The 14,426-nt window shown below is 67.5% G+C and carries 12 protein-coding genes and 2 pseudogenes; 12 read left to right on the plus strand and 2 right to left on the minus strand.

Annotation, left to right across the window (positions count from 1 at the left end; genetic code table 11):
* Positions 1 to 7 precede the first annotated feature (7 nt).
* On the plus strand, positions 8 to 1,231 hold the full coding sequence (locus WT60_RS00155) for a DUF2087 domain-containing protein (protein ID WP_082717619.1): 1,224 nt from the start codon (positions 8 to 10) through the stop codon (positions 1,229 to 1,231).
* 980 nt (positions 1,232 to 2,211) lie between these two features.
* On the opposite strand, the pseudogene WT60_RS34990 reads toward WT60_RS00155, so the two are convergent.
* Positions 2,212 to 2,342 (minus strand): annotated as a pseudogene (locus WT60_RS34990) (site-specific integrase); the annotation flags it as partial.
* Here WT60_RS34990 and WT60_RS00170 point away from each other — a divergent pair.
* The 11 genes and pseudogenes from WT60_RS00170 to WT60_RS00225 form a co-directional block, all read left to right on the plus strand.
* A pseudogene (locus WT60_RS00170) lies at positions 2,340 to 2,573 on the plus strand (hypothetical protein); the annotation flags it as partial. The pseudogenes WT60_RS34990 and WT60_RS00170 overlap by 3 nt on opposite strands.
* A 182-nt stretch (positions 2,574 to 2,755) precedes the next feature.
* Entirely contained in the window at positions 2,756 to 4,426 is a 1,671-nt protein-coding gene (locus tag WT60_RS00175) for a GMC family oxidoreductase N-terminal domain-containing protein (RefSeq protein WP_060356246.1), read from the plus strand.
* Between the two features lie 80 nt (positions 4,427 to 4,506).
* Complete coding sequence (locus WT60_RS00180; RefSeq protein WP_038749974.1) at positions 4,507 to 5,304, plus strand: SDR family oxidoreductase; 798 nt, start codon at positions 4,507 to 4,509, stop codon at positions 5,302 to 5,304.
* A 42-nt stretch (positions 5,305 to 5,346) separates the two neighbouring features.
* The gene (locus WT60_RS00185; RefSeq protein ID WP_059645255.1) at positions 5,347 to 6,147 is read left to right on the plus strand and encodes a molybdenum cofactor biosynthesis F family protein; all 801 of its coding nucleotides are present in this window, start codon (positions 5,347 to 5,349) and stop codon (positions 6,145 to 6,147) included.
* A 10-nt stretch (positions 6,148 to 6,157) separates the two neighbouring features.
* Positions 6,158 to 6,550 (plus strand): nuclear transport factor 2 family protein, encoded by a 393-nt coding sequence (locus WT60_RS00190; protein ID WP_038750219.1) that lies wholly within the window; start codon positions 6,158 to 6,160, stop codon positions 6,548 to 6,550.
* A gap of 49 nt (positions 6,551 to 6,599) precedes the next feature.
* The gene (locus WT60_RS00195; RefSeq protein WP_059578124.1) at positions 6,600 to 8,105 is read left to right on the plus strand and encodes an aldehyde dehydrogenase family protein; all 1,506 of its coding nucleotides are present in this window, start codon (positions 6,600 to 6,602) and stop codon (positions 8,103 to 8,105) included.
* Between the two features lie 202 nt (positions 8,106 to 8,307).
* The gene (locus tag WT60_RS00200) at positions 8,308 to 9,567 is read left to right on the plus strand and encodes an ABC transporter substrate-binding protein (protein ID WP_038749980.1); all 1,260 of its coding nucleotides are present in this window, start codon (positions 8,308 to 8,310) and stop codon (positions 9,565 to 9,567) included.
* Positions 9,568 to 9,571: 4 nt separating this feature from the next.
* Positions 9,572 to 10,450 (plus strand): branched-chain amino acid ABC transporter permease, encoded by an 879-nt coding sequence (locus WT60_RS00205; protein WP_038749983.1) that lies wholly within the window; start codon positions 9,572 to 9,574, stop codon positions 10,448 to 10,450.
* Positions 10,447 to 11,496 carry a branched-chain amino acid ABC transporter permease gene (locus WT60_RS00210; protein WP_038749985.1) on the plus strand — a complete coding sequence of 350 codons (1,050 nt, stop codon included), beginning with the start codon at positions 10,447 to 10,449 and terminating at the stop codon, positions 11,494 to 11,496. Before WT60_RS00205 ends, WT60_RS00210 begins: the two co-directional genes overlap by 4 nt.
* Entirely contained in the window at positions 11,493 to 12,215 is a 723-nt protein-coding gene (locus WT60_RS00215) for an ATP-binding cassette domain-containing protein (RefSeq protein WP_060356247.1), read from the plus strand. Before WT60_RS00210 ends, WT60_RS00215 begins: the two co-directional genes overlap by 4 nt.
* 309 nt (positions 12,216 to 12,524) lie before the next feature.
* Entirely contained in the window at positions 12,525 to 13,256 is a 732-nt protein-coding gene (locus WT60_RS00225) for an ABC transporter ATP-binding protein (RefSeq protein ID WP_038749994.1), read from the plus strand.
* 76 nt (positions 13,257 to 13,332) lie between these two features.
* Here WT60_RS00225 and WT60_RS00230 read toward each other — a convergent pair whose 3' ends face one another.
* Positions 13,333 to 14,289 carry a helix-turn-helix domain-containing protein gene (locus WT60_RS00230; protein ID WP_038749997.1) on the minus strand — a complete coding sequence of 319 codons (957 nt, stop codon included), beginning with the start codon at positions 14,287 to 14,289 and terminating at the stop codon, positions 13,333 to 13,335.
* Positions 14,290 to 14,426: the final 137 nt, after the last annotated feature.

Genomic DNA, 14,426 nt, shown 5'->3' on the forward strand with positions numbered 1-14,426 from the left:
GCCCGGAATGGGCACCGAGAACAGCGCCAGTCTGATCTCGGCGCTCATCCGCATGACCCGCCCCGCAACGGTGGTCGAGATAGGTGCCGGCGACAGCACGATTTTCATCGCGAAGGCGCTCCAGCAGACGCGGCAGGATTGGCAACACGACAAAGATTTACTGGATGCCTCGACATGGCAGGAGCGCAGCGCACTTCTGGACCCGACTGGAATTCCCGATATCTATCAGCCCAGGCTGATCACCATTGACGACTTCACGGCCGAAGGTTCGTCGGCCGAAGAAGCATGGGATGCATTGAAGGATCACGATGTCGACAGGAGCCTCGTTACGTTCGTCAAAAGCAACTTCTACGCACTCGACGACGCCACCATCGCTTCATGGGGAGCGATAGACATCGCGTGGATCGATGCGGGCACGCCGGCCGACGATGTTCGCTTCGTCGCAGCGCTCTGGGAACACATCGCCCCTGGTGGATACCTGTGCCTGCACGAGCCAACCATGTTGACCACCGTCAGCATGGAGGGCGCACAACGCGTTCGCCGAGTCAGAACGCCGATCTGGGAAGAGCTGTTTCGCAGGCTGGACGATTCATTCGAGCTGGTAACACTGCCGGAGTTGCACAAATACCGCCAGAGTGGGTTGGGTATCGTCCGGAAGCGTCAACAAAATGAACGCGCGCTCCGTTCTCAGCCGCTGCAGTCAGAGCTTGTCGAATTGGGGGAAATTCCAATTCGTAGCAGCTATTTGCCGATTGGCGAGGAGGCGTTGAGCCAGCGTCTTCGCAAAGACGCCATTATTGCCGCGATGACGTCGCGCGAAACACGCTCCGTTTATGCTGCGATCGCCCTCGGCGCCAGTAGCATTGCCGACATCGTGGAGAAAGCCGGCATCGATACGAAGGCTGTCAGCAAAATCGTGACCCGGTTGCTGAGCATCGGCCTTATTCAGCGAGATGAGAGTGGATTTTCGGATGTCGACGCCGTGTGGGAAGAGATTGCCGATCGGCAGCGTCGTAGCGTTGACGATTTGAGCGATAGACAGCTGGAATCGGATCTCACCATCGAAAAGATCGCGACGGCTTTCGCCCCGGATACCCAATACACCGAATCGGAGATATCCAAAATCTGTCAGTTGTTCACAACCGATTACGCCCGGCTGAGGCGATATCTTGTCGATCGCGGCGTGCTGCAACGTCAAGATAACGTATATCGACGAGTTCTATCGCAATAAGGCGGATGGCATTCAACTGATTGCTGGTTTCGTGAGTTGCCCGAATCGGTTTGCGAGTCGCACTGGGGCTGGATTTCCGGCCATGCCTCATTGCGCCCCTCAGGTGGCCCGATTACGCCGCCCCCGAGCTGGCTCGGTAACGACGCCCGCTGACACCAACGCCTTCGCCAGTTCAATGCCGAGTGCGTCCTGCCGAATGCGCAGGCTCGAGCACCACGAGCAGGAAGCACAGCAGCATTGGCCTACCGGATTTTGAGGCTCGAAAGCTTCGCATTCAGGGCGATCAGGGTAAAGAGCGCAAGCATCAGCGGGGTTTGCATCGATGTGTCGAAGCGCACCTCCAGACTGCTTCTCCGCGCAATTCAGCCGGCGCGAGCGCGACGACGAGCCCGAAGACGACAGGTTCGGGGATCGTTAGGCCCGCAGCAACCCGCACGCGCGACCAGCCGCTGGCCAAACAGAAGAACGGGAGGCGCCACCACGAGCATTTCGAAAGTATCGACGTGCATGGGAGATGAACGGATGGTTTAGTGATGATTCACGATCACGGAAGACGACGAGCCGGAGACTGAAAATCCCGGGCAAAGACGTGTGAATAGGGGGAAGCCCAAGCATGCCGTGACACACAATTGGGCAGAGACCTGAGGACCGGTGCCGGCTGCTCGCATCCGGCGGCGCTTTTCCCAAACAGCTACCGATGAATACAGCAGTGCTGCAGCCGTATCCACCGATGGCCACCGCACGCCCGTTCGGCAAGGCACGCGACCTCCGGTGCGATCCGACGACCGGGCCATCTGATGCCGGCCGCCGCCTTCGGGCCGCCTGACGATCCAACTCCAGTTGCGGGATAAGTTCGGTAAGGGACGGCCCAGCCGCTGGCCTCCCGATCAAGGCGCGCGAATCGCCATCATAAGTGTGAGATATAAGGGTCGCGAAGTTCCGGGGGATTTATGGATATAAGGGACCCAATCGGTCAATGCCTATCCGAGTTGCCGGGCCCGCTTTACATCGTCGGTATGCAAGTAAATCGACGTGGTCAAAATCGATGCGTGACGCAGGGATCTCACACGGCGCTCAGCTCGACGCCCTTCGCAATCGCGTGGGTTGCATGATGGCCAACTCGATCATCTTCTACAACTCGGGCATTCCGTGGCGGCTACTGACTAAATCGAAAGCCGGCGGCACCATCGCGGCACTGGCGCGGCTCACGCATATATCGTCGGCGGCCTGGCGGCAAATTCTGCTGAACGGCCATTACACCTTTCAAAGCAACAACAAAATCGACCTGGACGCGCTCGTAGAGGGGCCGGAATTGATGGAAATTTCCGGAGTTCCGGCGTAGAACCTCAAAAGGGACGGACCGTGCCTGCGATGTGTGCGCAAGACCGCGCAACGTGCGCGTCGCCGGCGTCTTCCGCTTAGAACGCAGTTTGAATTGACCGACAGCGCACACGGCGCACGCGTCGGCCGATTTAGCCGATAGTGGCAGCCTGTCCATCCATTCGACCAAGCGAGAAGCGACATATGTCGGCGGCAAACCACAACGGCTCGACGGAATTCGACTACATCGTGATCGGCGGCGGCTCTGCCGGCTGCGTCGTCACGCACCGGCTCGTCAAGGCCGGGCATCGCGTGCTGCTGCTCGAAGCCGGCCCGCCCGACAATTCGTTCTTCGTCCACACGCCCGCGACCTTCGTGCGCGTGATCGGCACGAAACGGACCTGGGTCTACGAGACCGAGCCGCAAGCGCACGCGGCCGGCCGCCGGATGTACGTGCCGCAGGGCCGCACGCTCGGCGGCGGCAGTTCGGTGAACGCGATGGTCTACATCCGCGGCACGCCCGCCGATTACGACGGCTGGCGCGACGCCGGCTGCGACGGCTGGGGCTGGGACGACGTGCTGCCGTTCTTTCGGCGCGCCGAGCACAATCACCGGCTCGCGGGGCCGCTGCACGGCGTCGACGGGCCGCTGCACGTGAGCGACACGCGCTTTCGGCATCCGCTCAGCCACGCGTTCGTCCAGGGCGCGCAAGAGTTCGGACTGCCGTACAACGACGACTTCAACGGCGCGTCGCAGGCGGGCGTCGGCTTCTATCAGACGACGACGTTCGAAGGCCGGCGCGGCAGCACCGCCGCAACGTATCTCGCCGCCGTCAAGCGCGATCCGCTGCTGACGATCGAAACCGATGCGTTCGTCACGCGCATCGTGTTCGAGAACGGCGCGGCCGTCGGCGTGCGTTACCACGCGCGCGACGGCGAAGAGCGGATCGTGCGCGCGCGCTCGGAGATCGTGCTGTGCGCGGGCGCGCTCGCGAGCCCGAAGCTCCTGATGCTGTCGGGCGTCGGCCCGGCGGATCAACTGCTGCAGCACGGCATTCCGGTCGTGCACGATTCGACCGAGGTCGGGCTCAACTTCCAGGACCATCTCGAAGTGTCGCTGTACGGGCGCGCGCGCGAGCCGATCAGCCTCGCGGGACAGGACCGCGGGCTCAACGCGCTGCGTCACGGCATCCAGTACACGATGTTTCATACGGGGCTCCTCACGTCGAACGTCGTCGAAAGCGGCGGCTTCGTCGACACCGCGAACGGCGGCCGTCCGGACGTGCAGTTCCACGTGCTGCCCGTGCTCGTCGGCGACGTCGGCCGCGAGCCGCTCGCGGGCCACGGGATCTCGATCAATCCGTGCTTCCTGCGGCCGAAGTCGCGCGGCACGGTGCGCCTGCGCAGCGCCGATCCGCACGCTCCAATTCTCTTCGACGGCAATTTCCTCAGTCATCCGGACGATTTCGCGGCGCTCATGCGCGGCCTGTTGCTCGCGCGCGAGATCATGCGGATGCCGTCGATGTCGAAGGCGATCGCGGGCGAGATGCTGCCGAGCAACGGCGGCCGCGTCGATCTCGACGCTTACGTGCGCTCGCACGCGAAGACCGTCTATCACCCGTCCGGCACGTGCCGGATGGGCGGCGATCCGGCTTCCGTCGTCGATGCGCAGTTGCGCGTGCGCGGCGTCGGCGGGCTGCGGATCTGCGACGCGTCGGTGATGCCGTCGCTCGTGTCCGGCAACACGAATGCGCCGACGATCATGATCGCCGAGCGCTGCGCGGAATTCATGCTGTCGCCGGCCGCCGTATCGAACGGGCGCGCCGCCGCGGGCGCGCCGCAAGCCGCGCCGCTGCCCGCGGCGCACCTGCGCTGAGCACGGCGCACGCGTTGTTACGTTGCGCCGTCGTGCCGTCACGATCGCGCATTCACACTCAATCGAAGGAGACGTCAGTCATGCACACGTTCAACGACAAAGTCGCGTTGATCACGGGCGGCGGCACCGGCATCGGCGCCGCCGTCGCACGCAAGTTTGTCGAAGCGGGCGGCAAGGCGGTGCTGGTCGGCCGCCGCCGCGAGCCGCTCGAAGCCGTCGCCGAACCGCTCGGCGGCGCCGCGATCGCCGTCGCGGGCGATGCCGCCGACGCGCGCGACGTGCAACGCGCGCTCGACGAGGCGCGCGCGGCGTTCGGGCGCGTCGACGTGCTCGTCGCGAACGCAGGCGGCCACGGCGTCGGCAGCGCGCTCGACACCGACGACGCATCGTGGGCGCAATCGACGCGCGTGAACCTCGACACCGCGTTCGTCTGCGCGCGCGAGCTGCTGCCCGAGCTGATCGAGCGGCGCGGCAACATCGTGATCCTGTCGTCGCTCGCCGGACATTTCGCAGGCCCGAACGTCATCGGCTACGTGACGACGAAGCATGCGCTGATCGGCCTCACGCGCTCGCTCGCGCGCGACTACGGCCGCGCCGGCGTGCGCGTGAACGCGGTGTGTCCGGGCTGGGTGCGCACCGCGATGGCCGACGAGCAGATGGACGCGCTGCGCGACGCGCACGGACTCGCGACGCGCGAGGACGCGTACCGGCTCGTCACGCGCGACGTGCCGCTCGGCCGCCCGGCGGAGCCCGACGAAGTCGCCGACACGGTGCTGTATCTCGCGTCGCCGTATGCGTCGATGATCACGGGCACGTCGCTCCTCGTCGACGGCGGCGCATCGGCCGTCGATCTGCCGACGATCGAATTCGCACGCTGAGCGCGGCCACGCGCAAGAACACCTTTTTCGAGGACCGAACCGATGAGCGACACACCGCAGGACTGGAAGAACTACGAAGACTTCGCAGCCGGCATCGACACGAACCGGCTGCCCGCGACGCAGGCGCTCGCCGGCCGCACGCTGACGTTCGAGCTGCCGAGCGGCGCGTTCGCCGCGAATTTCGTCGACGGCCACACGCTCTCGTGGCGACACGGCGATGCGGGCGACACCGACTGGTACGAAGCGATCGAAGTCGCGCCCGACACGTTCTTCGTCGACGTCACGTTCAAAAGCCGGCCGGCCGAGGCGCTGACGCTCGTGTTCAATACCGCGACGCGGCGCGCGCTCGGCATCCTGTCGCGCATCCGCAGCCGTGACGAAGCAGGCGCGGAGCCGCGCGTCGCGCAGGATTTCCTGGTCGGCGCGCTCGCGGGCGGCGAGGCCGAGACGGCCAAGGCGGGCGTGTCGGGCGTCGCGCCCGCGCAAACGCGCGACCTGATCGGCACGCGCACGCTGAACGTCTACAGCCCGAACCATACATACGAACACACGTACCTGAGCTCGACGCGCTACTGCTGGCAATGTCTCGTCGGCGAGCAGCGCGGCCACGGCGACGTCGATCTCGCGACGACCTACAAGTTCGCCGACGATCTCTATGTATTCACATTCCGGGAATTCCTGATTCCGGTCGCGTCGGTATTCGTGTTCAACTTCGCGGCCGGCCGCTCGACGGGCAAGTTCCTCGGCGAGACGGGCGACGGCGCGATCTCGAACCAGCCGGCCGGCTCGTTCATCCGCAAACTGTCGCAGACCGTCTATCCGGACGATGCGCAACCTGTCTGAGGAGCACACGATGCGTACCCCTTATCAAATCGTCGCCGATCACTACGCGGCATCCGACCGGCGCGATCCCGCCGCGATGATGGCCGACATCGCGCCCTCGATCGAATGGACCGAGATGGCGGGCTTTCCGTGCGCGGGCACGTACCGCAGCGCGGACGAGATCGTCAGCAACGTGTTCCGGCGCCTAGGCGAAGAGTGGGACGGCTACACGTTCAAGCTCGACGCGCTGCACGACGCGGGCGACACCGTGATCGGCATCGGCCGCTACTCGGGCACCTACAAGCGCACCGGCAAATCGTTCGAGTGCCGCGTCGCGCACGTCTGGCGCGTCGAGGCGGGCAAGATCGTGCGCTTCGAGCAGTTCACCGACACGCTGCTCGTGGCGCGGGCGATGCAGCCGTGAACGCGCATTCGCGCTTCCGTTCAACCGTTCCGTTTTGCATGAGATCTTCATGAACCTGGCCGCTCTCTCGACACAGCATCAACGCCAATCCGGCTTTCTCGCCCGCCGCCAATTCGGCAACTGGATCGACGGCGGCGCAGCCGAGCCGCGCTCGGGCCGCTATCTGCCCGTGGTCGATCCCGCGACCGAAATGACGATCGCCGAGGTCGCCGCGAGCGACGCACGCGACGTCGACGCGGCCGTCGCCGCCGCGCGCCGCGCGTTCGATTCGGGCGACTGGCCGCGGATGCGGCCCGCGAGCCGCGAGAAGCTGCTTCATCAGCTCGCCGAACTGATCGAGCGGCACGCGGACGAGCTCGCCGCGCTCGAGACGCTCGAGACCGGCAAGCTCGTCGGCGTCGCGCGCGCGATCGACGTGCTGGGCGGCGCCGAATACGTGCGCTACATGGCGGGCTGGGCGACGAAAATCGAAGGCTCGACGCTCGACACGTCGATCGCGGTGCCCGCCGACACCGAGTATTTCGCGTACACGCGCCGCGAAGCGGTGGGCGTCGTCGGCGCGATCGTGCCGTGGAATTTCCCGCTCGCGATCGCGTTGTGGAAAGTCGCGACGGCGCTCGCGTGCGGCTGCACGGTGGTGCTGAAGCCCTCCGAGGAGACGCCGCTCACCGCGCTGCGCCTCGGCGAGCTCGCGCAGCAGGCGGGGCTGCCCGACGGCGTGCTGAACATCGTGACGGGCACGGGCGCCGAGGCGGGCGCGGCGCTCGTCGCGCATCCGGGCGTCGACAAGATCACGTTCACGGGCTCGGTCGGCGTCGGCCGAGCGATCGGCCACGCGGCCGTCGACCGGATGGCGCGCTTCACGCTCGAGCTCGGCGGCAAGTCACCGCTCATCGTCTTCGACGACACCGATCCCGACGTTGCCGCGCGGGGCGCCGCGCAAGGAATTTTCTTCAACCAGGGGCAAGTCTGCACGGCGGGCTCGCGCGTGTACGTGCAGAAGCGCCACTTCGAGCGCGTCGTTGCCGGCATTGCCGCGGCGGCCGAATCGATGAAGGTCGGCTCGGGCTTCGATCCGCACACGCAGATCGGCCCGCTCGTGTCGAAGCGGCACTTCGAGCGCGTGCTCGGCCACGTCGACGCGGCGAAGGAAGAGGGCGCGACGCTCGTCACGGGCGGCGCACGCGCGCTCGACGGCGGCTATTTCGTGAAGCCGACGGTATTCGTCGACGCGGCGCCCTCGATGCGGATCGTGCGCGAGGAAGTGTTCGGTCCGGTCGTCACGGTCACGCCGTTCGACACGGTCGACGACGCGGTGCGGCTCGCGAACGACACCGATTTCGGGCTCGCGGCGAGCGTGTGGTCGCAGAACCTGTCGCTCGTGCATCGCGTCGTGCCGCGCCTGAAGGCGGGCATCGTCTGGGTCAACACGCACAACATGCTCGACAACAACCTGCCGTTCGGCGGATTCAAGCAATCGGGCTACGGGCGCGAACTCGGCCGCGCGGCGCTCGAGCAGTTCACCGAGCTCAAGTCAGTCTGCATCGCGCATTGACGGGCGAACCGGCGCGAACCGGCACGCGCCGCGAAGCGGCCGAGCGCCGGCGAAGCACCGAAGCATTGATGCACCGAAGCATTGACGCATTGCAGCACCGACGTATCGAAGCGACACCCGAGCAACACCGGAGCATCCACGCAGCACCCGAGGGCGCGGCCCGCACGCGGAGCCGCGCCCCACGACAACACCAGGAGACACGATGAAGCCGCTTTTCCCCAACATGAAGCGCACGCTCGTCGGCGCGTGCATCGGCGCCGCTGGCCTCTTCGCGCAGCACGCGGCGTTCGCGCAGAGCTGCGGGCTCGCGAACGGCAAGCCCGCGGCCGGCGCGCCGATTCCGATCGGCGCGATCGTCGGCAAGACCGGCCCCGACGATTTCAGCTCGTCGGTGCGGGCGGCCGCCGCGTATTTCAAGTGCGTGAACGCGAACGGCGGGATCAACGGCCGGCCGGTCCAATACCTCGTCGAAGACGATCAGTGGAATCCGGAAACGGCGTCGCAGGTCGCGTCTAAGCTCGTGCGCGATCGCAAGGTGCTCGCGCTCGCGGGCAACGCGAGCTTCGTCGAATGCGGCGCGAACGCGAAGTTCTACGAGCAGGAGAACGTGATCGCGATCGCGGGCGTCGGCGTGCCGCGCGAATGCTATTTCGCGCGCAACTACGTGCCGCTCAACATGGGGCCGCGCCTGTCGATGACGGAAGCCGCGCTGTACGCGAAGCAGCAGTACAAGGCGACGCGGATGGTCTGCATCGCGCCGAACATTCCGAGCCTCGGCGCGTGGTCGTGCGAAGGGCCGGCGTTGTGGGGCAAGCAGAATGGCGTGAGCGTCGACACGATCGTGATGGACCCCGATTCCGCCGATCCGACCTCGGTCGTGCTGCAGGCGGCGTCGAAGAATCCGCAGGCGATCCTGCTCGGGCTGCCGAAGGGGCTGATGGTGCCGATCCTGTCGGCCGCCGAGCAGCAGAACCTCGGCCGGCGGATTCATTTCGTGTCGGCGGCGTCCGGCTACGACCTCGGCGTGCCGAAGGCGATCGGCCCGTACTGGAAGGGCAACTTCGACGTGAATCTCGAGTTCCAGCCGCTCGACGCGCCAACGCCCGACAACCAGAACTGGCTCGCGGTGATGAACAAGTACGGCGACAAGAAGGACCCGCGCGACACGTTCTCGCAGGCGGGCTATCTCGCCGCGCGGCTCGTGACCGACACGCTGCTGAAGCTGCCCGCGAACCAGCTCGACCGCGCGCACGTGACGGCCGCGCTGCGCCAGGTGAAGGACTTCCGCAGCGACATCCTGTGCGGCCCGTTCTATGTCGGCGCGGGCGACCGGCACAACGCGAACAACGCGGGCCGCATGGCGCAATCGACGGGCTCGGGCTGGAAGACGGCATCGGCCTGCCAGGCGGTCGACGATCCGCAACTCGCCGACATCCGCGCGGCCGAAAAGAAGATGCACTGACGACATGAACGCAATCGACTTCGTTCCGTATCTGATCTCCGGGCTCGGCGTCGGCGCGGTCTACGCGCTGTCGGGCGTCGGTCTCGTCGTGCTGTATCGCGCATCGGGCGTGCTGAACTTCGCGTTCGGCGCGACGGGCGCGCTCGGCGCCTACGTCGCGGCCGCGTGCCTCGACGCGGACTATCCGCAGACGCTCGCGTGGGGCGCGGCGATCGCCGCGTCGACCGCGGCGTCGCTCGTCTACGGCCTCGTGCTCGCGCCGCGCCTCGCCGGGCGCGAGCGCGTCGTGCGCAGCGTCGCGACGCTCGGCTTCGCGCTCGTCCTGCTCGGCTTCTGCGAGTGGTATTGGGGCGACACGCCGCGCCGCCTCGTGCTGCCGACCGACAGCGAAGCGCTCGACTTCGGCGACGTCCGCTTCACGTACACGCGCATCGTCGGCCTCGCGCTCGCATTCGCGATGATGGCGGCGATCGGCGTCGTGCTCGCGCGCACGCGGCTGGGGCTTCAGATGCGCGCGCTGTCGAACAACCGGCACCTGAGCGGCCTGCTCGGCATTCGCGTGCTGCGCGTCGACGTCGCCGCGTGGGTGATCTCCGGCGTGTTCGCGGGCATCACGGGCCTGTTGCTCGCGAACCTCGTGCGCCTGCAGGCGGCGGTGCTCACGTTCCTCGTGATCCCGGCGTTCGCCGCGGCGATCGTCGGCCGCCTCGCGTCGCTGCCCGCGACGGTCGCGGCCGGCATCGCGATCGGCCTCGCCGAGGCGCTCGCGATCACCGTGCCCGGCTTCGCGCCCTACCGCAGCGCGACGCCGTTCCTGATCGCGCTCGTCGCGATGCTCTTCATCGGCTCCAAATCGATCGGCCACGCCGCGAACGAATCATGAAAACGCCTCTCGCCTTTGCCGAGCCGCCGCGCCGCGCGGCCGCACGCGTCCGACCGCGCGGCGCGCGCATCCCGCTCGCCGCGACGCTCGGCACGCTCGCCGCGATCGCGCTCGTCGTGCCCGCCGTCGCCGACGCGTACTGGATCAAGACGCTGACGTCCGCGCTGACGATCAGCATCGCCGCCGCCGGCGTTGCGCTGCTGTATCGGCAGCTCGGGCTCGTGTGCCTGTCGCAGCATGCGCTGCTCGGCGTCGGCGGCTGGGTCGCGCTCAGGCTCGCGCATCTCGGCGTGCCGTTCGAGCTTTGCATGATCGCGGGCGCCGTGGGCGGCAGCGCGATCGGCATGATCGCCGGGCTGCCCGCTTTGCGCCTGCGCGGCCTCTATCTCGCGCTCGTCACGCTGATGATGGCGGGCGGGTTTCAGGTCGTCGTGTCCGCGATCGGCTTCCCGGACGGCGGCGACGGCTTCACCGGCCATCTATCGTTCGGCGCGCGGCAGATGATGGCGCGGCCGCTCTTTGGTCAGAGCGACGCCGCGTATTTCCGCTACGTCGCCGCGTGGGCCGCGCTCGCGTTCGCGCTGATCGAGCTGCATCGCCGCTCGAAAGCGGGGCGCTCGTGGGCGCTGATCCGGCGCGGCGAGACGACCGCGCTCGCGGCGGGCGTGAACGTCGTCCTCTATCAAACGTGGGCGTTCGGGCTCGCGGGGCTGCTCGCCGGGCTGTCGGGCGGCTTGCTCGCCGGCACAGTCGGCCAGCTCGACGGGCGCGCGTTCGCCGCGTCCGAATCGGTGCTGCTGTTCGCGCTGTCGGTCGTGGGCGGCGTCTATCACTGGTTCGGTGCGCTGATCACCGGGCTCCTGCTGCGCGCGGTGCCCGCGCTCCTGACCGATTTCGGGGTGAACGGCTATCTCGCGATGATCTTCTTCGGCGCCGCGCTGCTGCATGCGCTGATCACCGCGCCCGCCGGCATCGCCGGGCAGCTTGCCGGGCTCGCGTCGCGGATCGCGCACGCGTTGCGCCCCCGCGACGGAGGCGCGCGATGATCGAAATCTCGAACCTGACCGTGCAGTTCGGCGGCACGCGCGTGCTCGATGCGCTGGACGCGACGCTCGACGCGCCAATCTGCGGGCTGATCGGCCCGAACGGCGCGGGCAAGACGACGCTGCTCAACGTGCTGAGCGGCTTTCTGCGGCCGCGCGCGGGCAGCGTCGCGCTCGACGGCCGCGCGCTGCTCGCGCTCTCCGTCACCGAGCGCGTGCGCGCGGGCGTGCGGCGGACGTTCCAGACCGAACAGATCGTCGAGGACCTGAGCGTCCACGACAACGTGCTCGCGCTCGCCGAGCACGTGATGCCGGCGCTCGCCGCGTGCGACGACACCGTGCGCGCGCTCGAGCTCGTCGGCCTCGCCGACGTCGCGCACGTGCCGGGCGCGGCGCTCAACCTGTATCAGCGCCGGATGCTCGAGCTCGGCAAGGCGCTCGTCGGCGAGCCGCGCCTGCTGCTGCTCGACGAGCCGGGCGCTGGCCTGAACGAAGCCGAAGCCGCGCGGCTGCGTGACGTGATCGTTCGCATTCCCGAACTCGTCGGCGCGCAGGTGCTGCTGATCGATCACGACGTGGACCTGATCGACGCCGTGTGCGAACAGACGCTCGTGCTCGATTTCGGCAAGCGGCTCGCGCTCGGACCGACGCGCGCGGTGCTCGACGATCCGCTCGTGCGCAGCGCGTATCTCGGCAAGGCATTCGACGAGCATGAAACCTGAAGCGAGGCGGCGAACCGGTGGGCGCGCGTTGCGGAAAACGTCGCGCGTGATCGCGAACGCGAGCGGCACAAGGCCGGTTTGCGGTTCGCCGCCCGATCGCGCCGCGCCGCGGCGACACGCGACCGGGCAACTCGAAAAGACGCGCGGCGTCGCGCAACCGGCCGGTCCGCGCTCGACGCACGCGCCACGCCTGACGCGCAACGCGCTTTACCGCCCCGCGGCATTCGCGGCATTACGCGAGCCCGCGCGGCCGCACGCATGCGGCGCGGCACGCGCGCCGCATCTCAATTGACAAGGAGTCCGACGATCATGCAGCTCGAAGTGAAAGACCTCGTCGTCCATCGCGCGAACAAACCCGTGCTGCACGGCGTGTCGCTCACGGTCGCGCCCGGGCGGGTGACGGCGCTCGTCGGCGCGAACGGCGCCGGCAAATCGACGCTCGTGATGAGCGTCGCGGGCGCGCTGCCCGCGACGTCCGGCGACGTGCTGCTCGACGGCGCGCCGCTCGGCGCGCTGCGGCCCGAGGCGGTGCGACGTCGCGGGATCGCGGTCGTGCCGGAAGGGCATCGCGTGCTCGGCGAGCTGTCGGTTCGCGACAACCTGCGCGCCGCCGGCGCGTTCCTGTCTGCGCGGCGGCTCGACGACGCGATCGAACGCGTGCTCGCGATCTTCCCGGAACTGAAGCCGAAGCTCGATGCACGCAGCAACGATCTGTCGGGCGGCCAGAAACAGATGGTGTGCGTGTCGCAGGCGCTGATCGGCGAACCGCATACGCTCCTCATCGACGAGCTGTCGCTCGGCCTCGCGCCTGCCGTCACGGCGCGCCTCGCGCGGACCGTCGCGCAGATCGCGAAAGAGGGCGTGGCGGTGCTGCTGATCGAGCAGTTCACGACGATCGCGCTCGCGCTCGCGACCGACGCCTACGTGCTCGAGCGCGGCCGCGTCGCATTCGCCGGCAGCGCGCAGACGCTGCGCGAGCGGCCGGAGATTCTGCACGGCAGCTATCTTGCATCGAAGGGAAGCGGCGCGAACGCGGCCTGACGCATCGAAACAGGCGCGTCGCCCGGCGCGAAGCGAGCGGGCCGGGCGACAGCCGACGGCGTGCCGCCCGTGCGGCTCAGGACGACGCGCGCCGCCGCACGAACTCGCGCGGCGTCATGCCGTAACGCTGCTTGAAGCTGCGGCAGAAGTGCGCGCTGCTGCTGAAACCCCAACTGAACGCGATTTCGGAAATGGCGGGCTTCGCCGCGCGTGCGTTGTCGAGCGCCTCCTTGCAGCGCTCGAGCCGGTTCGACCAGATGTAGCGGTCGATCGTCACGCCTTCCTCCTCGAAGATCCGGTGCAGATAGCGCTTCGAGCAGCGCAGCTCGCGCGCGATCCGGTCGATCGACAGATCGGCGTCGGCGAGGTGGCCCTGGATGTATTGCTTGACGCGCATCCGCAGCACGGTGGGCAGCGTGACGTGCTCGCCCTGCGCATCGCGCTGCGCGCTCAGCGTCGACACGATCAGGCCGAGAATCGTCTCCGACAGCGCGGTGCCCGTCGTGCCGGGCAGCGACGGCAATTGTTCGGACAACGATACGAGAAACGACGACAGTAGCGAGAACAGCCCCTTGAGTTCGAATTCGCGCGCATCGGACGTGTGCAGATCGGGCACCGCGAAGCCGCCTAGCTGCTTGCGCGGGATCTGGATCGCGAGCTGCTCGACGTGCGTCAGGTTCGCGATGCTGTACGGCACGCGCGGATCGTACAGGCTCCAGTCGCCCGTGCGAAGCCGGAACACCTTGCCGCGCTGCTCGATTTCGCTCACGCCGCTCAGTTGCAGGATCAGCTTGAAGTAGTCGGAGCCGTGATCGTGCAGCGCCGCGACCGGGCGCACGATCCGGTGCGCGGGCGCGGCGATCGTGAACACCCGCATCGGGCCGATCTCGTACTGGCTGAGCTGCGCGTCGAATGCGTCGTCGTCGCAGCACGCGTCGAGTCCGCCGAAGTACTGCGTGACGACGCGGCCCCACGCGCGGCCGCGAAACGCGGGCGATTCGCCCGCCGTCGTGAAGAATCTGCCGTTCACCATGCGCTCCTTGCGAGTACACGTCCAGCCGGACCCGTGCCGGGGCATCCTGTCTGCCCGAATATAGTTAGCATATTAAATATTCGGCGCGAACTGAATCCGGTTTACTCCGGAACGCGAATTCCGCCGCCCGAGCGACG

The organism is Burkholderia sp. MSMB617WGS (assembly GCF_001532025.2).
Lineage (GTDB): Bacteria > Pseudomonadota > Gammaproteobacteria > Burkholderiales > Burkholderiaceae > Burkholderia > Burkholderia savannae.